The organism is Amycolatopsis sp. NPDC059235, from assembly GCF_042754125.1.
Classification (GTDB): Bacteria; Actinomycetota; Actinomycetes; order Mycobacteriales; family Pseudonocardiaceae; genus Amycolatopsis; species Amycolatopsis albidoflava.
Map to the genome: position 1 here is coordinate 13,845 of NZ_JBHZAG010000056.1, position 22,429 is coordinate 36,273.

General features: G+C 67.5%; 22 protein-coding genes. 13 read left to right on the top strand and 9 right to left on the bottom strand.

All coding sequences use genetic code 11. The features are described from left to right. Positions 1 to 8: 8 nt before the first annotated feature. From ACFXI3_RS30175 to ACFXI3_RS30185, 3 genes are read right to left on the bottom strand one after another with little or no spacing between them, the layout of a single operon-like run. The gene (locus ACFXI3_RS30175; protein WP_378404042.1) at positions 9 to 1,112 is read right to left on the bottom strand and encodes a C40 family peptidase; all 1,104 of its coding nucleotides are present in this window, start codon (positions 1,110 to 1,112) and stop codon (positions 9 to 11) included. Positions 1,113 to 1,131: 19 nt separating this feature from the next. After that, entirely contained in the window at positions 1,132 to 1,509 is a 378-nt protein-coding gene (locus ACFXI3_RS30180; protein ID WP_378404044.1) for a hypothetical protein, read from the bottom strand. A gap of 29 nt (positions 1,510 to 1,538) precedes the next feature. Next, the gene (locus ACFXI3_RS30185) at positions 1,539 to 2,339 is read right to left on the bottom strand and encodes a hypothetical protein (protein WP_378404046.1); all 801 of its coding nucleotides are present in this window, start codon (positions 2,337 to 2,339) and stop codon (positions 1,539 to 1,541) included. 202 nt (positions 2,340 to 2,541) lie between these two features. On the opposite strand from ACFXI3_RS30185, the gene ACFXI3_RS30190 reads away from it, so the two are divergent. From ACFXI3_RS30190 to ACFXI3_RS30200, 3 genes are all read left to right on the top strand, one after another. Further along, a complete protein-coding gene (locus ACFXI3_RS30190; RefSeq protein ID WP_378404048.1) occupies positions 2,542 to 3,627 on the top strand; it encodes a tyrosine-type recombinase/integrase in 1,086 nt (361 codons plus the stop codon). A gap of 4 nt (positions 3,628 to 3,631) precedes the next feature. Continuing rightward, on the top strand, positions 3,632 to 3,949 hold the full coding sequence (locus ACFXI3_RS30195) for a helix-turn-helix domain-containing protein (protein WP_378404050.1): 318 nt from the start codon (positions 3,632 to 3,634) through the stop codon (positions 3,947 to 3,949). A gap of 542 nt (positions 3,950 to 4,491) precedes the next feature. After that, positions 4,492 to 5,682: a hypothetical protein gene (locus tag ACFXI3_RS30200; RefSeq protein WP_378404051.1), complete on the top strand. Its 1,191-nt coding sequence runs from the start codon at positions 4,492 to 4,494 to the stop codon at positions 5,680 to 5,682. A gap of 20 nt (positions 5,683 to 5,702) precedes the next feature. Here ACFXI3_RS30200 and ACFXI3_RS30205 read toward each other — a convergent pair whose 3' ends face one another. The 6 genes from ACFXI3_RS30205 to ACFXI3_RS30230 form a co-directional block, all read right to left on the bottom strand. Further along, positions 5,703 to 7,262, bottom strand: coding sequence for an ATP-binding protein (locus ACFXI3_RS30205; RefSeq protein ID WP_378404053.1), 1,560 nt, complete (start codon positions 7,260 to 7,262; stop codon positions 5,703 to 5,705). Beyond that, complete coding sequence (locus tag ACFXI3_RS30210) at positions 7,262 to 8,746, bottom strand: SCO6880 family protein (protein WP_378404055.1); 1,485 nt, start codon at positions 8,744 to 8,746, stop codon at positions 7,262 to 7,264. Before ACFXI3_RS30210 ends, ACFXI3_RS30205 begins: the two co-directional genes overlap by 1 nt. After that, positions 8,743 to 10,056, bottom strand: a complete 1,314-nt coding sequence (locus tag ACFXI3_RS30215; protein WP_378404057.1) for a hypothetical protein — start codon at positions 10,054 to 10,056, stop codon at positions 8,743 to 8,745. Before ACFXI3_RS30215 ends, ACFXI3_RS30210 begins: the two co-directional genes overlap by 4 nt. Continuing rightward, positions 10,053 to 10,850, bottom strand: a complete 798-nt coding sequence (locus ACFXI3_RS30220) for a hypothetical protein (RefSeq protein ID WP_378404059.1) — start codon at positions 10,848 to 10,850, stop codon at positions 10,053 to 10,055. Before ACFXI3_RS30220 ends, ACFXI3_RS30215 begins: the two co-directional genes overlap by 4 nt. Beyond that, a complete protein-coding gene (locus tag ACFXI3_RS30225) occupies positions 10,847 to 11,149 on the bottom strand; it encodes a hypothetical protein (protein WP_378404060.1) in 303 nt (100 codons plus the stop codon). Before ACFXI3_RS30225 ends, ACFXI3_RS30220 begins: the two co-directional genes overlap by 4 nt. 83 nt (positions 11,150 to 11,232) lie before the next feature. Continuing rightward, positions 11,233 to 12,048 (bottom strand): hypothetical protein, encoded by an 816-nt coding sequence (locus tag ACFXI3_RS30230; protein WP_378404062.1) that lies wholly within the window; start codon positions 12,046 to 12,048, stop codon positions 11,233 to 11,235. Positions 12,049 to 12,220: 172 nt separating this feature from the next. On the opposite strand from ACFXI3_RS30230, the gene ACFXI3_RS30235 reads away from it, so the two are divergent. From ACFXI3_RS30235 to ACFXI3_RS30280, 10 genes are all read left to right on the top strand, one after another. After that, positions 12,221 to 12,850, top strand: coding sequence for a hypothetical protein (locus ACFXI3_RS30235; protein ID WP_378404064.1), 630 nt, complete (start codon positions 12,221 to 12,223; stop codon positions 12,848 to 12,850). A gap of 479 nt (positions 12,851 to 13,329) precedes the next feature. Next, positions 13,330 to 15,240 (top strand): protease pro-enzyme activation domain-containing protein, encoded by a 1,911-nt coding sequence (locus ACFXI3_RS30240; protein WP_378404066.1) that lies wholly within the window; start codon positions 13,330 to 13,332, stop codon positions 15,238 to 15,240. A 74-nt stretch (positions 15,241 to 15,314) separates the two neighbouring features. Beyond that, positions 15,315 to 16,187, top strand: coding sequence for a L,D-transpeptidase (locus ACFXI3_RS30245; RefSeq protein ID WP_378404068.1), 873 nt, complete (start codon positions 15,315 to 15,317; stop codon positions 16,185 to 16,187). Positions 16,188 to 16,210: 23 nt separating this feature from the next. Then, on the top strand, positions 16,211 to 16,948 hold the full coding sequence (locus tag ACFXI3_RS30250; RefSeq protein WP_378404070.1) for a hypothetical protein: 738 nt from the start codon (positions 16,211 to 16,213) through the stop codon (positions 16,946 to 16,948). A gap of 220 nt (positions 16,949 to 17,168) precedes the next feature. Next, positions 17,169 to 18,164 carry a hypothetical protein gene (locus tag ACFXI3_RS30255; RefSeq protein ID WP_378404071.1) on the top strand — a complete coding sequence of 332 codons (996 nt, stop codon included), beginning with the start codon at positions 17,169 to 17,171 and terminating at the stop codon, positions 18,162 to 18,164. 598 nt (positions 18,165 to 18,762) lie between these two features. Beyond that, on the top strand, positions 18,763 to 18,951 hold the full coding sequence (locus ACFXI3_RS30260) for a hypothetical protein (RefSeq protein WP_378404073.1): 189 nt from the start codon (positions 18,763 to 18,765) through the stop codon (positions 18,949 to 18,951). Positions 18,952 to 19,072: 121 nt separating this feature from the next. Next, complete coding sequence (locus ACFXI3_RS30265; protein ID WP_378404075.1) at positions 19,073 to 20,059, top strand: 3-oxoacyl-[acyl-carrier-protein] synthase III C-terminal domain-containing protein; 987 nt, start codon at positions 19,073 to 19,075, stop codon at positions 20,057 to 20,059. Positions 20,060 to 20,145: 86 nt separating this feature from the next. After that, positions 20,146 to 20,586, top strand: a complete 441-nt coding sequence (locus ACFXI3_RS30270; RefSeq protein WP_378404077.1) for a hypothetical protein — start codon at positions 20,146 to 20,148, stop codon at positions 20,584 to 20,586. Continuing rightward, a complete protein-coding gene (locus ACFXI3_RS30275) occupies positions 20,583 to 21,632 on the top strand; it encodes a tyrosine-type recombinase/integrase (protein WP_378404079.1) in 1,050 nt (349 codons plus the stop codon). The genes ACFXI3_RS30270 and ACFXI3_RS30275 overlap by 4 nt, the downstream gene beginning before the upstream one ends. Before the next feature lie 138 nt (positions 21,633 to 21,770). Then, on the top strand, positions 21,771 to 22,220 hold the full coding sequence (locus ACFXI3_RS30280; RefSeq protein ID WP_378404081.1) for a hypothetical protein: 450 nt from the start codon (positions 21,771 to 21,773) through the stop codon (positions 22,218 to 22,220). Positions 22,221 to 22,429: the final 209 nt, after the last annotated feature.

Sequence of the window (22,429 nt, forward strand, 5' to 3'; positions counted from 1 at the left end):
GCGGTCGGTCATCGGGGCTGGCTCCCTCCTGGCGGAGGGGAGGGCGATGCCGGGTCGGCCACCCGGCGGATAGCGACGATGCGGGCGGACCAGGCTGCGAGGCGCTCGACGATCACCCCGTGCTTCTCGTCGTACGCGTCGACGATCAGCCCTGCGCCGACGTACATGCCGACGTGGCGCGGCTGAGCGGGGCTGCCCAGGGCACCGGGGATGAACAGCAGGTCGCCCGGCTGAAGTTGCGACTGGTCGGGGACGGCGTGACCGGCTTTGACCTGGCCGACGGTCGACGCGGGGATTCCGATGCCCGCGGTGGCCCACGCGGCGAGCAGGAGGCCGGAGCAGTCGAAGGTGTCCGGGCCTTTGCCGCCCCAGACGTACCGTTTTCCCAGTTGCGCCACGGCGTAACCGACGGCTGCTTTCTGCCGAGGATCCGCGGGCAGCGTGAATCCGGCTGGCATCCGCGTCTTCTGGTCGCTCCCGGGCGGCAGCGGGAGGTCGGATTTGCCGTCGTCTCCGCACGTGGTCGCCGAAGTCTCGGCGGTCGTGTGCGGGACGGGGTTGTCCGGGCCGGTCCAGATGGAGGCGACGATCTGGGCCGCTTCCGGCTCGCGAGGTGCGTAACGGCCGGGAAAGCCGCTGTTCTGCACGGCTTGTTCCGCTTTGCCTGGCGGGAGCTTGTCCCATTCGGGCAGGGCGAGAAGGTGGTCGAGGAAGGTGCTCGTGGCATGTGCGGGGTTCAGGACCTTGGCGCGGGTTCCCCAGCCTTGGGACGGCCGTTGTTGAAACACGCCGAGGGAATCGCGGTCGCCGTGGTCGAGGTTGTGCAGGTGTGATTCGACCAGGCCGGTCGTGATCGCGATGACAGCCGTCCGGCGCGGGAGCCGTCGCTGTTGGACGGTGCCGACGATGGTCCGGGCGATGTTGGTCGCTTCCGCGTCCTGTTCGCCGCGGACGATCCGTCCGGTCCCGGACGAGGAGTTCCCGCAACCCGCCGCGGCAATCGCCGTGGGCGGTTGCGCGGCAGCGACGATCGCGACGCCGAGCAGGAGGCCGCAGAGCACCGTCACGCCGGCAGCGACGAAGCCCGTAACGGCCTTGGTTGCCCGGTTCACCGGCAACTCCGAAGCATGCTCAGTACCCCAAGCCTTGGCCGAGGTCGTCGTTGTCCCGGAAGTGGTCGTCCAGCAGACGGTCTTCGTCGGCTTCGCTGTTCAGCTCATCAGCGAGATCGTCGAGCGAGTACTCGGGTCGTTCGGCCATACAGTCAGGTTCGTGAATCACTGCCGCGAGCGGATCGGCAAGGTAGTAGTCACGTTCCTCGAAGCCGAGGACAGCGGACATCTCTCTGACGGTCTTTTGGTACGCCGCGTCGGCTTGATTTTCGACTGCGGACATAGCTGATTGCAGGCCGCCCGAATTGACGTTTTTCGGTATGACGGAGCTGTTCCACACGCGATCAGCGGCCTCGGTTGCGGCTTGGCTAATCCGTTCCGCTGTCTCTTCGTCCATGTCAGAACCTCCTTCGGGTCTCTGCTGTGCTAGGTGCCGAGTCCGGAGTGGAATCCCTCGTCGTCGGAGGGCGGGTCGTCGAACCACGATTCGTCCGGCCCGGCGTCGAGCCGACGGTCGTGGTTCTGTGCTTCGTCGTCGGTGAAGATGCCGGTAAGCAGTTCGTCGACCCGTTCTTCGCTGCCCGGCGTGAGAATCTGCGGATCCGGGCTGCCCTCGGCAAGCAGACTCGACAGTTCTTCGCGCTTGTCCACGCCGTGGCGCTGGCCGTCGAGATGGATCGGGCTCAGCATGCGTTCGGTGTCGTAGTCCTGGTCGGGCCAAGTCCAGGCGAGGGTCAGTTCCTGCTCGCCGCGGCGGTAGGTCTCGGTGTGCCCGGTCTCGGTGGCTTTGATTCCGCTGGAGGCCCACCCGTGCTCACCGAGCACGGGTGCGACGTCATCGCGGGTGAGCGTGGTGACGAAGCCGTCCGGGCGGTAGAGCCGGTTCAGCTCGGACTGGAGGTGCTGCTCCTCTTGGTAACGCCGGGAATCCGGTCGCAAGTCGGTGTAGGTCGGCGTCGTCGAGACACGGCTGACATTCAGCAGTTCACCTAGGTCGTCGGTGATTTCGGCATAGGACCGGAGCGCGGTGATCACCCCGCCGGGATAGGTGACGTCGCCGAGGCCATTGCCGACGTCAACGGTCAGGCGGTCCTCCCCTTGCGCGTCTCGTCCGTCGAAGACCTGGGCGTAGTAGGTTTGCAGGCCCTCGTCCCAGCCGACGTAGACCTCCCGGTTCGGGTTCAGGAAGGTAGCGAGCGGTTGCAGGCGAATACGGCTGTTAGCCACGGCTTCTCCCCTCTCCCCCACCGCGGCCTGCGGTTGTCTGCAATGGCGCGGGTTCGCTGAGGTTGCTTTGTAGCTGCGAGGGCATCGCGCCAGGTCGGATGCACCCCACACGATCGGGTTGACATTCCGACAGAACGTCGAGATTCCTGAAGCTTCTGTCAGATAGTCGACTGATGTACCGATTGAGCGAACCGAGCGGTCCATGGCTCTCGCCGTAGTCCGCAACCTCGGCTCCCCCAATGCGCTGCGATCCGCGCTGGATGCCGAAGACTTCGAGCAGGAGCTCGTCGATCAGTACGCGCTGTCCATGGCCGCGGCCGGGCTGACAGACGCGCACATCGCCTCGTCCCGGACCCTGGTGATCGGCTTCGCGCAATTCCTGGCGCGACCGTTGTGGACGGCGAGTGTCAGCGACGGAGACCGGTTCCTCGCGGACCAGCGGCGCGGCGGCCGGTCCCGAAACACGCTGTCCGGCAAAGCGGCCGGTATCGCTCAGTTCTACGATTTCCTGCTGACCCGATACCAGGGCGACATCAATCGCCTCACCGGGTTCGTTGTCGAACAGCCGATCGACGAGTTCAACCGGCCGGCTCGCGCCGCGGCGAGCAACGTCCGCGTCCCGCCGGCAGACGACGAGATCGACAGGCTCTTCACCTCGTGGGGACAGTCCCTTGTGGACTCTAGGAAGTACCTTCCTGCTGCGCGGAACTACTTCGCAGCGTCGCTGTGGCGGCGATTGGGACTGCGCATCACCGAGTCGGTGAAGCTCGACCTGCGTGACTGGCGCCCTGATCTCGGCGACCGCGGCAAGCTTCACGTCCGATTCGGAAAAGGCAGCCGGGGGCGCGGTCCGAAGCCGCGCTTGGTGCCCGCGATCAACTCCGCGGATGTCCTGATTGACTGGTGGATGGCTGAAATCCGGCCGCAGTTCGGGCCGGATTGGGCAGACCCTGACGCGCCGATGCTGCCCAGCGAGCGGCAAGACTCCGTCCTCGGCCGATGTCCCCGCGTCGGCACCGATGCGTTGCGTGCCGCCCTGGGACGTGTGACGGCGCAATGGCTTCCGGCGTGGAAGGGGCGGCTCACGCCTCACGTCCTGCGTCACTATTGCGCCTCCTCGTTGTACGGCAACGGAATGGACCTCAAGGCAGTGCAGGAACTTCTCGGGCACGAGTGGCTGTCGACGACGACCAGGTATGTGCACGTCCGCAGCGACCACATCGAACGGGCTTGGGAACAGGCGAACCAGCGAATGACGGCACGGTTCGAGATCGAGACGGGAACGTGAAGGCATGCGCTGGAACTTGCGGATGAAAGCCGCTGAGCAGGGGATCTGGAAATCGACCGAACTGCGCCGCCGCCTGGCCGAGGCAGGCCTTGAAGTTAGTGCTGGGAAGATGTCGGCGTTGTGGACCTCGACGCCGGTGACGATTCGCCTCGACGACCTCGACGTGATCTGCGCGGTGCTGGAATGCGAGCCAACCGACCTGCTGATACGGGAGCCCGAGAAGGTTGCCGCGCTGCGTCCGCCCAAGGCCGCCGCGAACCAGGTCGGTCCACCGCAGGTGACGCCTCGGCTGGGGCGGCATCGGTCGGCGCCGCCCGCATGACCACGCCGCCGAAATTCTGTGCTGGGTGCCGAAGCAACCGCGTCGCCTGGACGACACCGCGCGTCGACTACTGCTACAGCTGCTTGCCGGGCGGGCCGTTCCCTGTCCCGGTCTGCAGCGCCTGCGGATCCGGCGAATACTTCTCGCAGGGTCTTTGCGTCGTGTGCCATCCCGGTTCGCCCGGTCACCCTGACGCGTGCAGGGATTGTCTGGCCTGGGGCGTCGTCCGCAAGCACAACTGGCGTTGTTGGACCTGTCGCGGGTGGCGGTCCCGTCGTCCGGTCGACGACTGCCCGTACTGCGGCCGGACAATGCCGCTGGGCGATCACGGTGCCTGCCGCTTGTGCTGGCAACACGCCAAACACGTCCGAGGCGAGGGCGAACCGCTCGACCTCGTCAACGCCAACCGGCACGGTCAGCAGCTGTTCCTGGCGAACCTGCACCACCAACCGCGCGGAGGCACGCCCGCGCGGGAACGCCAGCGGAGGTTTCGGGCTTCCGCAGCGCGGCGCGGCCTTCCGGCCCCCGCTGCGTTCGCTCCGGTGAAAAATCAGCAGCTGGCCCTGTTCACAGTGCGCCCGGATCTCACGCGAATCGGTTCCCTGCCAACGGGTTCCAACCCCGGGATGGCCCGTTACTGCGAGAGCGTTCTGCTCGACCACGCTGCTCGCCATGGCTGGAGTTCTCGGCTGACCAACGTGGTTGGCCAGTCGTTGGACGTTCTGCAGGCATTTCAGGCCACGCCGGGTTCCATGATCAAGGCCAGCGACGCCGCCTCGGTCCTCAACCAGCGCGGGCTGACAGTCGAATCGACATTGGAAGTCCTGGCCGCCGCCGAATTGCTTGACGACGACCGTGTCCCGGCGATTCGCGCCTATTTCCTGGTCCAGACCCGCGAGCTTCCAGCAGCCATGCGCGCACAGCTGGAGACCTGGTACGCAGTAATGGTCGAGGGCACCACCGTCGCTCCCCGACGCAGGCCACGAGACCACCGGACCGTGCGAGCGCAGCTCGCCGGCATGCTCCCGTGTCTGCGCAGCTGGGCCGAAATGGGCCACTCCTCCCTGGCCGAGATCAGCCGCGAGCAGGTGCTCGACGCGCTGCCTGAGTCCGGGCCGTCCCGTCTGACCGCAGCACAAGGTCTGCGGTCTCTGTTCCGCATTCTCAAGTCCCGCAAGGAACTCTTCATCAATCCCGCAGCCGGCGTGAGCCCCGGAATCCGGGGCCAGTCGATCCCGCTGCCAGTCGACACCCAAACCATCCAGGACGCGCTGAACGCGCCGGACCCTGCACGCGCGCTGTCCGTCGCACTGGTCGCTTTCCACGGCGTCACGGCCCGGCAGGTCAGCTCGATCCTGCTCACCGATGTCAGCGACGGAATCCTGACGATAGGTCGCCGCGCTATCCCGCTCGCGGCGCCGGTCCGTGTTCGCCTCGCGGCCTATCTCGACCATCGGGCCCGGCAATGGCCGGAGACGACGAACCCCTATCTCCTCGTCAACCGCAGGTCGGCACCCCGCGACACCCCCGTCGACGCGAGATACCCCTGGAAGAAGATCCCGCTCGCTCCGCGACCGCTGCGAGAGGACCGAATTCTTCACGAAGTATTCGCGACGGGCGGCGACGTACGCCAGATCTGCGACCTGTTCGGCATGAGCATCAACGCCGCCATGCGGTACGGCAGCGCCCTCGACCACCCCGCACTCTCCTGCGACACCCCTTCGGGTTCGTGAACCCACGACACGACCCGCTGTCATGCCTGGTGCCCTACACTTGGGTTCCGGCCGAAAGATGCTTCAGTTTTCCTGAACCCACCGAGGTTTGGCCGCAGTTGCGCGTTGGTGTCGAAAAGGCGTTTCTCGAAGCTCGACAGCACGGTCTGCACCAGATGCGCCGGGTGGTTCTCCGTCTTCCACAGGGCCCGTCCGCGGCGTTCGTTCACCGGCCCGGTGAGCCGTTGATGCTCCGGTCCGGTCAGCGCGAGCGCGTCGGCGAGATCGTCCGCGACTCGTGTGGACTGTCCGAAAAGGACTCGCGTGGAGCAGAGCGCGATGAGGTCTTTGGCGATCGCGACGGCCTGCGATCCGGTCGCGCCGACCGAATACAGGTCGGACAGCTTGTGCAGCACCAGGATCTGGATGATCTTCTCCAGACGCGACAGCCGCAGCTCCGCATCGATCGCGGCGACCGCGCGCGGGCCTAGCCGCAGCTGCCGCCAGCATTCGTCGCGCACGACGATGCGGATGTCTCCGTCGTCGCGAAGACCAGTGGCCAGGGACGACCAGGCTCCGAGACAGGTCAGCGCGACCGCGACGGCCGTGTCGCCGCGGGAGCGCAGCCGGGACAGGTCCATGCTCTGCACCGGTGCGTCCCAGTCGATGGCCACGGTGGTCGGTGCGTCGAACATCCCGGCGAGTGCGCCGGAGATGAGGTTCGCGAGCGCGTCGGTCATCGGGCGCAGCTGATGCAGGAAGTCGTGCCGGCTTTCGTAGCGCAGGTCGCGCCACAGCTGGGGATCCGGGGAAGCGAGTTCCCGGTGGACATCGGGAATCGTGATGGGCCGGAGTCGCGTGTAGCCGTCGCTGGCTCCCACGAGGCGGCGCAGGACCGCGGCCAGCGCGGCTTCGTCGGACACGCTCGGCGGATGACGTTGGGATTCGGCCAGCGCGGCCAGCAGCTGCACCCAGCGGCCGAGCACGCTGGACAGCTCGTCCCGTTGCCGCCGCACGGTCCAGGTGTCCCAGCGGGCGGTCAACGGCCCGAGGTCGAGTGCATTGACCCGGGCGTGGTCGCCCGCGCCCAGTTCGATCGGCGTCGCGCCGAGTGCGCGCACGACCGGGGTGTACTCGCCTTTGACATCCCCGCTGATCAAAGTGCGAACGCCGAAGTTGAGCATCCTCAGCGCGAAAGCCACGACTGTCGACGATTTGCCGCGGCCGGGTTCGCCGAACATCGCGATGTTGGGGTTGGTCGCCAGGCCGTTGCGCAGCACCCACTCGACGGGGTGGCAGTAGAACGCGCCCCCGGACTGGACGTCGTAGCCGATCCGGGCGCCGACCGCCGGCATCGGACTGGCCGCCAGCAGCGGGAACAGCCCGCCGATCTCACGGGTGCTGGCCTGGTACACCGGCAACGGCGCGAGCACCGGCGACCACCCGTGTCCTGGCCGGGCGTGTCCGCGCAGCGGTGCCGTCGAGCGGTTCACCCGGCCGCGTTTCGCCGACGTCGGAGGTTGCCTGGGCGTCTGGTGCGGCGCGGCTCCGAAGGTGGTCAGGAGATCGGCGGCGGTTCGTTCCGGCGGTCGCGCGGGCATCAGAGGAGACCTCCGCGCAGGCGGGGCAGGCCGACGCCGACCGGGAGCACCGCGGTGACGAACCCCGCGTCCTGCGCCAGGTCCAGCCGCAGCAGCTCGAAGCGCCCCGCGATGTCGTTCTCCATCCGCGCGGCGTGGTCCTCCACGCTCCACTCCCCCGGCACCGTGATCGCGGTCGCGGCGGCGAAGCGCACCAATCCGTGTCCGGCGGCGACCGCCTGCTCCTGTGCTCGCGCGCCCGCTGCCGCGCGGGACTCGGACGCCGCGGCGCTGAATCCCTTGGAGCGTTTCCAGTCCCGCACCGCTCCAGCGCGAAACCGGCCTGCCCGGACCGCGCTGCGGGCGCGGCGGGGAGGAAGCGCTTCGTAGTGAACGGCCAACGCGCGCCGTTCCCCGGCAGTGCGCACCGCGAGCAGACCGCCCAAAGAACCGAAGGTGGTGCCGGATTCGGGCATCAGCACCGCGTAGGACACGGTGGCGAAGCCGTCGTGCCGGTAGACCCGCGCGCTGGGGGTCGGCGTCTGACCGGGACCGGCCGCGGCCCACGCGACGCCGGAGCGCCGAGCGTTCAGCGAGCCGGCGGAGCCGGGGTTGAAGCCGGTCCGGATCGCTTCGGCCAAGGCCGCACCGGACAACCAGGTCACCCGTTGCGCGCCGAGCGCGCGCAGAGACTCGGTGAGGCCGTCGAGGGTGCGGTACAGGACGACGGCGCGCCCGTCAGTTCCGCCGCCAGCAGCTGCGGCTGGGCGGCGGAGGGCGTGTTCCGGGCCGGTGAGAGTCACGAACACCTCGTGCCGGACCGAGACTGCGCCGACCGTGCGGTCCAGCTCTCGCGCCGCCCGGCGCGCTGCGGCTGGGGCGTACCCGCGCTCGTGCGCCGAACGCCAGGCCTCGTACTCGGCACCGGTGTCGGGGACTGTCCGGACCAGCAGCGACATCCGGTCGACGACCTCGCGGTGCGCCAGCGTCGCCAGCAGGTTTCCCAAACGGCTGGCGAGCCGCTGGCATTGCGCGTCGGACAACATGCCGACTCCGCGGTGCGTCAGCTTCGCCGTCGCGCCCCAGCGGGCTTCGCCGGTGTCGTGGATCAGGCAGATCCGGCCGAGGTCTCGCATCGGAGGACCGTCGGGGAACCGCAGCCGGGCAAGAGTCCCGGGGAGATCCGGCGCGGCCGGGTCGACCGCTGCTCCTGCGGCGGCGCGGGACTGCCAGCGCGACCAGCCGAACGCGATCCCGACCTGGAACAGCACCCAGTCGGCGAGCCACCGAGCGGTTGACCGGCCGCGGACGGGAACCACGATCAACGCGATCGCAGGGATGCAGACCACGGCGGTCGCCAGCGCGCCGACGAGGTCTCCCCCGGCCAGCGGGAGGACCACAGGCAGGGCGAGCAGGATGCAGGCGACGGCCTGTGCCGGGCGGAGGCCCAGCAGCCAGCCGTCGTGTTCCCGACGGCCGAGTCCGGTGTAGAGCCGGGTGCTCATTCGACCACCAACTCTTCGGCCGAGCCGTGGTCGTCGTCATCATCGTCGTCCGACGAATCGTCGGCTGGCGCTGCTGCTTCCTCCGGGTCCTCGATCGCGTCCACTACAGGTGGGAGAACGTCGTCGGCGGGCGAAGCGGCGTCTTCGACGGATTTGTCGTCCGGGCCCTGCTCGTCTTCGCTCTCGTCGTCCTGGTCGTCTTCCCCGTCGCCGGGTTCGTCGTCCTCGGGTTCGAAGTCGGGTTCGAAGTCCGCGGCGTCGAAGCGCTCGCCGTTCGCGGTTTCCTGAGCGCTGTCCTCGTCACCGTCACCGTCATCGTCGCCGGAGCCTGATCTCCAGTCCTGCCAAGCTTTCTTGAGCTTGTCGAACATGTTCCCGAGCTGATCCGCGGGCAGGCTGTCCGGCCCGTAGGTGTCCGCGCCCAGATCCGACATCTCGCCGCGTAGATCGCCGCCCGCGTTCGGGTCGATGAAGGAGAACAGCCTGAACAACACGATCGGCATGAACAGCGCGAACAACAACGTCACGATCCCGGCAAGCAGCCCGAACAGACCATGCCACCCAGCCACCGTCGCGACACCGATGACGATGACCAGCGCTATCGCGGGCTTGAGGAAGATCAGGGCCAGCAGTGCCCGGACGCCCTTCCAGAACCAGCGCGAGGTCGTGTTGGCGAGCAGCCCGGCAGCCAGAATCGGGATCGTCGCCACGATCACGTCGATCCCGGCCTGCCGCAGGATCATCTCGAAGGCCATGCCGAACCCGGCGGGGAAGGTTCCGACCACCGCAGCCACGCCCAGGATCACCGCGGTAAAGGCTTGGGACACGCCATTGGGAAAGTTCAGCGCGTGCATCGCATCGGCGAACCGATCGCTGTTGAGGCCGTACTTCAGCAGGAATGTGGTGAGCCCGTCCGCCGCGGCGAGCAGCGCGGCGACGATCCCGACCGATGCCGCCAGGGCTACGCAGTACTGCATCGGTCCGACCAACAGCCGGGTGAAGCCACGCCCTCCGCGCAGCACTGCCGACATGATCTGCCAGAAGAACAGCCCCAACGCGAGGACACCGCTGATCCACAGCGTCACCGGCCACACCACGCCGATCGGACCGTCCGTTTTGGACACGGTGAACCGGGAGTAGTAGTCGACGCCTTCCAGGACGACCTGCAGCACGGTCAGCCCCGAGCCCCACAGGCCTTCCATGATCGAGTCGAACACGTTCCCGGCGGCGACCGACAATCCCTTGCTGACGACGTCGCCGGCAAGCTTGCCCAAACTCCCCAGCTGGCTCAGCCAGTCGATCGGGTTCACCGCGCACCGTCCAGCGCCCGGTAGCTGACGTCGACGGATTCGCTGGTGCCCGGCCACACCGACGGCGCGTACGCCGCTCGTGGTCCGGGGCTGACGCGCCAAGTGTTTCCGGTCCACCGCAGTGCTTGGCAGTCTCCGACGCCGACGCTCGTGCCCTGGCCCTGATAGTCGACCGAGAACTGCCCCAGCGTGCAGGCCACCACGTAGCGCCCGTGGTCTGCAGTCCCTTTGATCAGGCCGTGGGTCACCTCGTAGCGCACCGTCAGCCCGTCGGTCATCTCGCCCGCGGCGATCCCGGTGGCTTTGCGGAACTCCCGCAGCAGCACGTGCAATCCCGCCTCGGCAACCGGCGGGGCTCCCGGCAGAGCCAGTTGTGCGTATGCGCGATCGTAGGTTTCGGGGTCTCCGCCGGACAATGCGGCCTGGTTGAGAGCTGCCAGTTGTGCCAGCGCGCCTTCCGAGGTCGGCGGGAAGCCGTCGGGGATCCAGAGTCCAGCGCGTTGCGAGGGGGCAGGCAGCACGATCGGAGGCCCGGCTGTTCGAGTGCTCTGCGGATGCGGCTGTGCCGCCTGGGCGGGCAGCCAGGGCATCGGGCGGGTGGCGAGCGCGGTCTCCGGATCGCCGGGCAGCTGTCCCGGGCCGGGGAGCGCGGCACCGGGCGGGTTCGAAAGCGTCACCGGCGTCGTTCTGGCGTGTGCGATGACCACGAACACTGCGATGGCGGCGAGCCCGACGAATAGCATTGCCAGCAAACGGATTCGGGCACGCATGCGCGGGTCGAGGCGGCCGGTCATTTCGCCGTACCCGCGAAGCCGTTGATGACGGTCCAGCCGATGCCGTACAGCAATGCACCGCCGACCGCGCAGAGCATCATGACCAAGCCGACCTTGCCGGCCCGGTGGTGATCGACCCACCGGCCGCCCGCCCACACCACCAACCCCATGAAAAAGCCCACCAGCAAAGCGATCCCGGCGGCCCACTTCACGTTGCCGACGAGCGCGAGGATCTGTTCGGCCCCCGGCGGTTTCGACGGTTCCGGATTCGGAAGATCCGCGACATGGACGATCCAGGTCCACACCATATGGCTGAGCATCGCGACTCCCTGCTCGGCACCCGGACGAGACGGGTGCGCGGAAGCGGGAGGGCTTCATACGACGAGGGCGAAAACACGGGCAATCACGACGGTCTTCGGTGGGCCGGCGGAGGCGGCAGCCATCCTGTCGCACGCCATTGGCGCAGCAGTGGAGAAAGAGCGGCGCGGATCTTGTCCGGCGTGACGTCGGCGGTGATCCCGCCGGTTGCGATCTCTCGGTCGTGCGGCAGGAAAACCGCGCTCTCCAGCATCGCGCTGACCCGAGTCCCCGCTGTCGCCGCGACCCGTGCGGGCCACCGTCGCGCCCCGACAACCACCAGGTGCCCGATCGACGGGATCTGTCGCCACAGCACCCACGGTTCGAGGCGAGCGAGCACCTGCTCGGCTTGGATCAGACCAGGCACGGTAGGCCGCAGAACCAGCAGCGGGCATGCCGCGAGACCCAGCCAGCGACCGGCACCCAGCCGCACGTCCGACGCGAGTTCCCAGGCGTCGCCTGCCACGTCGACGACCGTCGCCTGCACGCGGCGGTCTCCGGGAAGCCACCAGAGGGACGGCGCGACCGGCCGGGTTCTCCCAGGGTCCTCGACGCGGCCGACGAGCGCTTGCGCTCGCCAGGAGAACCGCACGCGGGCCACCGGGTCCGGAACGCGGACGACCGGGCCGTCCGCTCTGGCCGCCCGCCCGAGTCCGGATCGGACCGGCCCTGCGGTGTCGGCAAGCAGCACCGAATTTCCGGCCAGCTGCAGCGCGTCCGAGAGCGAGGCGGCGACCACGCTCACCCCGACTCCGCCGGACGCGCCCAGGACCGGGATCACCAAGCCGAAGCGGGCACGGAGCGAGTCCGCGCTTGCCGACTGGTGCGAACCGGCGGCCGTACTGCCGGGTGAAGTGCTCATATCGCGCCTCCCGGACGTCGCTGACCTGCGCCGCGTCCTCAGTTTGGAGGCACGACGGCTTCAGCTGTTGTCAAGGAGGGCAGGTCGTGAGAGATTTGACTCGCTGTGTTGTCACGACAGAGGCCAGCGTATCGATGCGGCAGTGCTTGTCAAGCGGCACCGAGGGGACCCGATGGACGACCAGGGCGCGCAGCAGGACGGCGGCACGCGCGGATCAGGCGATTCGCCGATCCGTCGTCGCACCGCCGAGTCGCAGGCCGGCCTGTACCGGACCCTGCTCGGGTTCGACAGCTTCTCCGGCCGCTTCACGCACATGCTCGTGCACGAGTCGTTCGTCTACTACGACGCAGACCGCACCCCGGTCACCGACCCGGGCTTCATCGCGGCGCACGAGCCCGAACTGCGGAAGAAGCGAGCGTCCGCACAGGTGATCGCCGACTGGCTCCTGGAGCACCGCGGGATCTCGATCAGCCGTCAGCAAATCAACAACCTGCGGGCTGGCCGTCGCCCGATGCCGCGCGCGTCCGAGATGAACGCCTTCGCAGACTACTGGCGCATCGACGCGCGCGCTCTCGATCCCGCCACGCCGGCCGAGCTGGTTACCGGCGTCCCCGACACGGAAACCAAACTTGCCGCTCCCGACTGGCACATCCTCGAGCTGATGAATGAAATCGGGCTGCAGAGCGTGCAGGCGCGGGAAATCAGCTCCGCCCTCGACAGCTCGTCCCCCGCCAACAAGCAGGCCTTGATCGAGATTCTGTCCGCCATCTCAAAGGACCAGAAGACGCCGCGCGACAGCTGACGGTTCCGGCCGCGCACTCGCTCAACTTGAATTCACCTGTTGACAAAGCTCAGTCAGCGGGTAGGTTTACTCCGAGTTGGCCGCCTCGGCCGCCGCATCAGGGAGGGTGCGGCGCACCGGCCGGACGGCCGCCGACACAGGAGTTGTCGTGCCGACTTTCATCGTGCCGGCGACGCATTTTCACGCACAGAGAGACCGCGGGTTCACAGCCCTCTCTCTGCGGCCTGATCGCGCCGCCGAAATACAGAACCACCGTCTGAAACCCACCTTTCGACAAGCGCTCGGCCGCGGCCCGCCGCGCCCAACCTCAAACGTGCACTAATCCTTGCGCCCCAAAGGCAACGATCTCCTGTCCTCAATGGACAACCAGACGCATCCATCCGGCGAATTTCCGGAACAACCCCAGTTATTCACAACTCGTCATCAGCGCCGCAATCGGCGCGACTTCGTCATGCACAAAAACCAACCTAAGGACACTCATGCGTTTTTCTCCGCCCACCGCGGCATTGGCCGCGGCGCTGGCGCTCTCTTCAGCTGTCGCAGCGCCTGCGATCGCCAACGGAACCCCGGACGCGAGCAACGACCGCAGCGCCCTGTCCGGCAGCATTCCCGCGTGGGCAACGCCTTCGGCGAAGGTCGGCAGTGCCGACACGTCGGACGTTCGCCACGTGCAGGTCGCGCTGTCGCTACGCGATCCTGACGGCGCAGCACGTCTTGCCACCGAGGTGTCCACGCCAGGGAACCGCCAGCGCGGCCATTTTCTTTCTGCCGCACAGTTCACCGACCAGTTCGGGCCGACCGACGACGCGGTCCGCCAGGTGCGGGACTGGCTGACCCACGCCGGTCTTGCGGTGAAAGGCACGGCCTCGAACAGGATGTTCATCGACGTCGAAGGCACCACCGGCGATCTGGAACGCGCCTTCGGCACGCACCTCGCTTCGTACCGCACCAAGATCAGCGGGCTCGCACGGACGCTCACCGCGCCTGAAAGCCCGGTCACGATCCCCCGCGCACTCCGAGGCGTGGTCAGCACCGTCATCGGCTTGGACGACAGCGGCAAGACCATCCGGCCGCAGCACACCACGCCGCACGCACCCAGCGCCGAACAGCACTGCGCCCGCTGGTGGGGCGAACAGAACAACACCGACGTCCCGCAAAAATACCCGTCGGGAGCACAGTCGAACTCACTGTGCGGCTACACCGGAACCTCGCTGCGCGCCATGTACGGCCTCGGCTCCGGCAACCAGGGGTCCGGCACCACCATCGGAATCGTCGGTGCCTACAACGCGGACAACGTAGTGGAAGACGCCAACCAAGCCGCAGCACAAACCGGTATTCCGCCACTGAAGCCTGGCCAGTACACCGCCGTCCCGCCGGAAGGCGGGTTCACCGATCAAGACAAGTGCGACGCACCCGGCTGGGGCACCGAGCAGAAGGGCGACATCCAGTCGTCCCATGCGATCTCACCGAACGCCAAACTCCGTTACTACGCCGCGAAAACCTGCCTCGGCGGGCTGTACGACGCGGTCGTCAAAGCCGTCAACGAAAACGCCGCGGACGTGCTGTCCTTCTCCTGGGGCAACGCCGACGGCGAACGGCAGATGGCCCCAGCAGTTCGCGACCAATTCAACTCGATCGCCCTGCAGGCCGCGATCCAAGGCCAGTCGATCATGGTCTCGACCGGGGACGCTGGCACGAACACCGGCATCACCGGATCCGCGACCACCAGCTTCCCGTCCTCCAGCCCGTGGGTGACCGCGGTCGGCGGCACCACCGTCGGACTCGACCAGCAGAACAAGCCGGTCGTGGTCACCGGCTGGGAGAACGCCGGAAACACGCTGTCCGGCGGGAAGTGGGTCCCGCAGCACAACATCGACGGATCGTTCGCTGGCGGAGCGGGCGGCGGTGCCTCCGCGCTCTACCCCGTTCCGGACTGGCAAAACGGCGTCGTGCCCGCCTCGGCGAGCCACGGACACCGTGCCGTGCCCGACATCTCAGCGCTGGCCGACTCCTACACCGGATTCCTGGTAGGACAAACAAGGCAGGGCCAGTTCGGCCTGTACTCCTTCGGCGGCACCTCGCTCGCGGCTCCTGTCGTCGCGGGCTTGGCGGCCGATGCCCAGCAGGTCCGCGGTGCGCGCGGCGGGCTGCTGACGCCAGCGTTGTACGCCTTGCGTGCCGGGATCAAGGACGTCACCCCGGTCAAGGCCGGCGTGTTCACCCCGGCGATGCACGCTTTGCCGGGGACTGGTGTGCCCGGTCAGCAGGGCCAGTACCTGATCGATTTCGACACCCGGCCGCAGACACTGCAGAGCGGACCGGGCTGGGACAACGTCACCGGGGTCGGCACTCCTGACCGCGGTTTCGTCGCGGCGCTGGCCGCGAAGTGAACCGGTGGTGCGGGCCTGGCCAGGGGGCTGGCCCGCACCACCCCTTCCCACGCACGATCGGAGGACGGTTCGTCATGCTCGTGCTCTTCCTCTTCCGGAAGTCGCTTCCCCGAGGCTGGTTCCGGTTCTTCGCCCCGCTCGGCGCCGTCGAACTCGCCTGCATTCTCTTGCTGGCGCTGTATCTCAGCGGCACCCTGCCACACGGGCAGCACGGTCCCGACGAGGTCGCGTCCACGTCCGACATCCGAGCAGCGCCAGCCGTCGTGCCTCGGCCTGTCGCCCAACCTGAATCGCTGCCCGAGGCTACGACCTACACCACAATCGCCAATGCGCCAACGGATGTGAATGAGTCTGAAAGTCCGAACGGGACGGTAGTGCACCCGCAGCGACCCGTCCCCGTCTACCACGCGCCTGGCGCGCCACCGTTCGCGATGCTGCCGGTCAAGGAAACCAGCTCCGACACCTGGGTCCCCGTGGTGGCGAAGGAAAGCGGATGGATCCAAGTCCTGTTGCCGTCGCGGCCGAACGGAAGCGTCGGCTGGCTGTCCACACAGGACTCGTCCTTGGCCACGGCTCGGACGCCGTACCGGATCGAGGTGAACCGCGCGGCATTCCGATTGGAACTGGTTCGCGACGAGAAGACGGTCGCGACCTGGACAGTCGGCGTAGGGAAGAACTCAGCACCGACCCCACCCGGCAGGACCTTTGTGATGGCAGCGTTGACGGACGCGAAGCAAACCTACAGCCCGGTGATCCTGCCTCTCGGAATCCACTCGACCAGTCACGCAACCTTCGGCGGCGGCCCTGGCACGACCGGCATTCACACCTGGCCAGACCCCCACGTCTTCGGCACCCAGTCAAGCGACGGATGCATCCGCGTCCCAGCTGACGCACTGCACCGGCTGGCGACTGAGGTGCCGTTGGGAACTCCGGTCCTCATCCACTGAACACCTAGCAGCAAAGGGGAACCATGTCCACGTCTGCACGACATCTCGGCCTAGCCGCCGGACTCGCATTAGCCGGTGCCAGTGTCGCCATCACCGTCAGCATGACCTCGCTGACCGACAAGCCAACCGCGCTCGCCGCGACCTCCGGGTCGAGCGCATCCGGGATCACCGCCAGCGGCGGAGAACACGTCGGGCCCGCGCCCTCAGTCTCCAGCTCCGGAGCCGTCAAAACCGGCGGAGGATCGGTGTCCTCCCCCAGCGGAGCCGTCGTCGCCAGCGGCATCAACTTGCGCGCTGGTGCCGGAATCGCCGAAGCAACCGTCGCGAGCGTCCGGGTCGGCACCACCAGCGTCGGCCCGTTCTCCGCCACCTGCCGCAACGGCGTCACCACCGTCAAAGCCCCGTCACGCTCCACCGGCAACCTCACTGTCACACCAGGAGCATCCGGCGGACCGCGCGCGACCGCAGGCACCATCACAGTGAAGACGCCCGGAGAACCGGCGATCACCGTGTCCGTCGCGACCGTCTCCTGCGGCACCGGCACCCCGCCGACCGAACCGCCGCCCACCACCCATCCCGGCGAACCCGGCCCGACCGACGACCCCACGCCGACCACGCGGCCCAGCCAGCCCGGCCACCATCCCGCACCGGCGGAAAAGCCCGGTCGGCAATCCGACCGCGACTCGGCGCAGGGACGCACCGGGCACCGGCCCGCCCCTGCGCCGACGCCTCGACCCGGACACCTGCCAGTGACCGGCTGACAGGCCGCTGTGGTCCGCCCGCAGGCGGACCACAGCCCGGCATCCCCACCGTGACGTCCCTCCCCGTCACCTCCGTTCAGGACTGTCCGGGAGGACGACCATGCCCGCAACACAAAACCGAACCCAGCCAGCTACTGCCGACCACGAACGACGTGCCATCCACTTCATCGGCTCTCTGCCGCCCCAGCTCGCACCGACGCCCCAAGCCGGAATGCAATGGATGCTGGACCAAGCACACGGCCGAACCCTCGCCGCACTCCCCTGCGACGCCGATCCGCGGTGGATCGTCGACTGGCTCTACGCCCTTGAAAACGCCGCATCCCTCGAACCCACCCGGACCGGCGAGGCCACCAGCTACGACGACTACCCGCGCTACCGCATCGCCCCCGGCCATCGGCTCACGCCCGACGACGTCTCCCTGCGGCGAGCCAGCCACACCGCCATCGTCGCTGCCGCCCGGCAGGCCCTCGACTGCCCACAGCAACTGCCACCGATACAGGTGTCGATTCCCGGCCCGCTGGATCTGGCCTACCTCTGCTTCGGCACCCCAGCCCGCACGCTGGCGAACGTAGACGTCCTGCGCGAAGCGATCCTGCATGACATCAACGAAATCGATCGCCGATGGGGCGACGAGGTCGTCTTCCAGTTCGAAACCCCGGCCACGCTCGCGATCCTCGACCGCGTACCACATACCCTGCAGTCCGCTGCGGCCGCGCTGCTGGCAGGGCAGATCACCCGTGTCATCCGCGACAGCCCCACCGACGCGACCTGGGTCCTCCACCTGTGCCACGGAGACCTCAACCACAAACCCCTCGTCACCCCACCCGACCTCGCCCACGCGGTGCGCATCATCAGGACCGTCCACCGGCAACTCACCCGGCTCGGCCTGCCCATACCCCAGGTCCACATCCCGATGTGCACCGGAACCACCGCACCATCCACCAACGCGGCCTACTATCGTGCCCTCCGCCGCCTGCCCGACGACATCGAGGTCATCGCCGGACTCGTCGACGAACACCACCCCACCGAATCAGGCCGCGCCCTCGAACTCGCGGAAAACGCCCTAGGACGGCAAGTCTCGGCCGTCGCCGCGGCCTGTGGCCACGGCCGCCGAAGCCCCGCCGACGCCGAGGTGAACGCCGTGCTGGCACACACGCTTGCGAACGCCCCGCACCGCCAGTTCGCCCGCCACGACAAGGCAGGGAGAACCGCATGACTGAGTCGATGCGCGCGGTTCTTTGCCGACATCGGACTGCTCAGACCCGACCGCTGCCCGGCGGAGGGCTGGCCACCTTGATCCTGCGCGAACCGTCAGTGCCTGTTCAGGGGTTATCCACTGCGCGAATGCTTCTGCCAGGCGCGCGAATCGTCCCCCGCAACGCCACCACAGTGCCGAGACAGCGGGCGTCGTACTCAGCGGATCCCTCGCTGTTCTGTCGGGAAAAGACATGGCTCCCGTCCGGCCAGCAGCAGGCGATGCTGTCTACCTCCCGGCCAGAACGCCCTACGCGATCGTCAATCTCAGTCTCAACGCAGCGGCGCTCTGTCTCATGATCACCACAGATCCCGCGTTCGACAGCAACGCGGTCCCGATGCCCCGACTCAGCAAACTGGCGAGCATGCACGCGAATGCCCTTCGTGCCGAACGTCTGTGGCGAATAGTGGCGGCCCCAGCCAGCCGCCCCGGCACGCGGCACACCAGGGATCATCCCATGCCCGACTGATGGCCGTCGCAACCAACCCACTCAGCCCTCCCTGCTGCTCGACCCTCGCGGCATCCAGCCGGTGCCGTCATCTCGTCCAGGGAGGACACAGTGCGCGACCAAATCCTGCGCGCCGCTCGCGAATTGCTCACCGCGCAATCCCTTGCCTCGTTGCCACCAGTCACACTCGACGAGATCGCCGCCCAGGCGGGGATCACCAGGTCGCAGCTTCGCGCCTACTACACCTCCGTCTCGGCGATCGAGGAAGAACTCCGTACCGGCTCCGGCGGACGGTACTGAGATGCGATGGTCATCCGTCCACATCCGCGGGATCGGTGCCACGCTGGGCAAGCTCGTCCCGGTCGCCACGAACCACCGGACCGGGCAGCAATCCATTTCGATCGCGGAGCAGAGCACAGGAATGGACCTCGCGGTCAGCTCCGCGAACGCGGCGCTCTCCGCCCCGGCGCAGATCACGAACGGCCCTTTGCCCGCCCCCGAACTGCATCTGCACAGCGCGATATGGCGCGGCAGCCGCGGCATCGACTTCTGGTCCCGCGCCAACTACATCCGGGCCAGGCTCGGCCTGCCTCCCGGGCCGGGCATCACCGCCGAACTGAACGCCATGTCGAACTCCCTCGTCGGCGGCATCGACCTCGGCTCTCGAATGCTCGCCGGCAGCGCCGACCTCAACCACATCCTGCTGACCGGCGGCGAAGTCTTCGGCCCACCGGCGTTCGACCACCTCGACGCCGACCACGGCATCGCCTATGGCGAGGGCGGATCCGCCCTCGTCCTCGGCCAGCTCCCCGGTTTCGCCCGCGTGTTGTCCACCGCCTCCTACACTGACCCCACGCTCGAGCAACTTCATCGAGGACAGCACCGTTTCCCACCGGCTGGCACGACCGAAACCGGGCCCGAACGCGTCCGCGAACGCAAACTTCAATACCTCGCAGCCGTGGGTGCCAGTTCGATCGACGTCCGGAACGCCCATGGCATTCGCCACGCCTTCGACCACGCTCTCGCGGACGCCAGCCTGATCGCCGACCAGCTCACCTGGATTCTCCTGCCGCACTACGGACAGCCGCTGCTCGATGCTCACTGCCTCCGGCCGCTGGGCATCGCGGCCGAACGCACGCTCAGCCAAGCCGGCCGCCGTTGGGGCCATATCGGTCCCAACGACCAGATCATCGGCCTCGCCTGGCTTCTCGCCCACGCCGACGTCCGAACCGGCGACCATGTCGCCCTAGTAGGAGTCGGTGTTGGCATGACGTGGACTGTTGCCGTCCTGCGCATCGAACAGGTGCCCGACAATCCCCGTTTCCGAGCATCCCTGGTCCAGTGCCCGTACCAGCCCGATGACCTCGACCGCTGGCCTCGCACCACGCGGCCCTCCGCGGAACCGTGACAGGCAATGCGATGAATACGCCGAAGGTTCGGCCGCATGAACTGGACGACATCTGTTCGCCTCGCCAAGTCGACAAAGAGTCCCCGGTGTCGCCGATCATCGATGCGCTGACGCCAGACATCCGTGAACGAGGCAGATCACGAACTGTCGAGCCTCTTCCGATGATCGCGCTGACCAGCGAGGCTAGCTCGTCGTCCATCGTCTACGCGATCTGCCGGATCGATGAGTCGGGCAGATTTCACGACAAGGACATCATCGAGACCGCGGCCTGGACCCCCGGAGAGCGGCTGCAGGTCCAGTTCATTCGCGGAGTCGCGGCCTTCGCACCTGCGCCGTATGGCCCGCTGGCCGTGGCGCGACGCCGAAGCATTGCCGTTCCCGCGCACACTCGAAGACTTCTCGGACTCGAACCGAAAGACAAAGCACTGCTGGCCGCCGCGCCGGAATCACGCATTGTCCTCGTATATCCAAAGCCGACGATAGACGAAATGATTCGCCGATTTCACAACCTCGGGCCAGCCCAGTGACGGCCGAGGCGGGATTAGCCCCGAGCCATGACGCAAACTCGCATTTCACCGACGTACTGACAGCACAGACTGTTCTCGAACGCCTGCAGGTATCTCCGCTTGAGCTGGTCGAGATACCCGCCGCGGCGCACATCCCGACGTTCGCCGAATACGTACCGATAGTTGCCGCCGCTTCTTCCCCGAGTTCCGTCCAAACATGGCAGCACTACTGGCGAGTGCTGACCGACGAATGGGGCGATCGACGGATCGACGAGCCGACCGCCACTGAAATCGCCAAGCTCGCCAACGATGTGCAACAGCGTTCAGCACTTCGGGCCAATTCTCGAGACGGTCGAGGCGCGAAGATGACTTTCATCGACGCCGTCCGGGCACTTTACAACCACGCTGTCAACGACAAGCTGATCGGACCGGCCGAGAACCCCGCCGCGAGCGTGAAGAAACCGCGTCGCCACAACAGCCTTCGCCGCGCGCTGTCGTACCAGCAGCTTTCCGACATCAATGAAGTCGCAGCCACAACCGGGAACGACCCGCACCTGGACGCACTCCTGATCCGGCTGCACACGGAAACAGCCTGCCGCCGCGGCGGCGCACTCGCCCTGCGGCCCGTCGACCTCAACGACACCGACTCCACAGTCCGGCTGCGCGAGAAAGGCGGCACCAGCCGCGAGCAACCGGTGTCCCCGACCCTCTTGGCTGCGCTGACCGAACACACCGCACTGCGCAACCCGAACGGCAGCGCCGGAGACCGGTTGCTGCGTACGCGCAAAGGAACTCCCATGCGGGCGTCACGGTACGACGCTCTGTGGACGCGGCTGGGGCAGCATCTCCCGTGGATCGGCGCAGCCGGGATCACCGCTCACTGGCTTCGCTACACCACACTGACTTGGGTCGAACGGAACTTCGGCTACGCCGTCGCAGCCGCCTACGCCGGCCACGCCGCCGGATTCCAGACCGGCACCACGCTCACCTACGTGTCGGCAACGATCGAGGAGATCGCCACCGCCCTGGCAGCGCTGACCGGCGAACCGCATCCGCTCGCCGCTTGACTTTCGTCAAAATCACGCCTGCGAACGCTGCGAGTTCTGTGGAGCCCCCTGTCCGCACGTCGTCCGGCCGCACCGCGGAGTGGCCTGTAGTCGCAGCACCGTCTTCGCCGCTCCACGGCACTGCGTACGGTGTGCGTCGTGTCTCACCCCAATACCCGCGTTGCGGCGCTGATCGAAGCGAACCCGCACCTGGACGCCGACGAACTGGTCGCGGCATTCGAGTTGTGCTGCGAAGCCAGCGATCAAGCGCACCCCTACCTGGCCGCCGAACGGCACGCACATGATCTTGTCGGTGCGTGGCTCGCCCACACGGGCGCGCGCCACCACCGGGGTGACCGTGACCTGATGCCACAGGACGGCCACTCGCGTACGGCATTCCTGCGAGCAGCTGGCATCGACCGTGGCCTGACCGACGACCACGGCCAACCCGAAGCAGTTCTTCCGCTCCAGGTTCTGATCGAACTGCTGGAAGGCTTGACGATGCATCTGGCAGCGCCCGACGGCGCGCCGCTGGAACGGCATCACAGCTATGTCCGCCTCCGGCTCACAACGGACGCCGCATACCGCGCCTACCACGGCCAGGCTTAGCTGAAGTTCACCCTCAGCACAGCTCACGGCCCAGAACCCGTGACGCGTCCGATACGCCCAGCACATCAGGATACATCAGACCAATGCGACGGCATGACCTTGAGCGGCTTCGGTTCCGTAGGCTTGCTCCGATGACGGCACGGTGTGAACCAACCATCACCAAAGTGCTATTTTCCCGACCGCGGCCGCTGGAGCGGGTTACACTCATC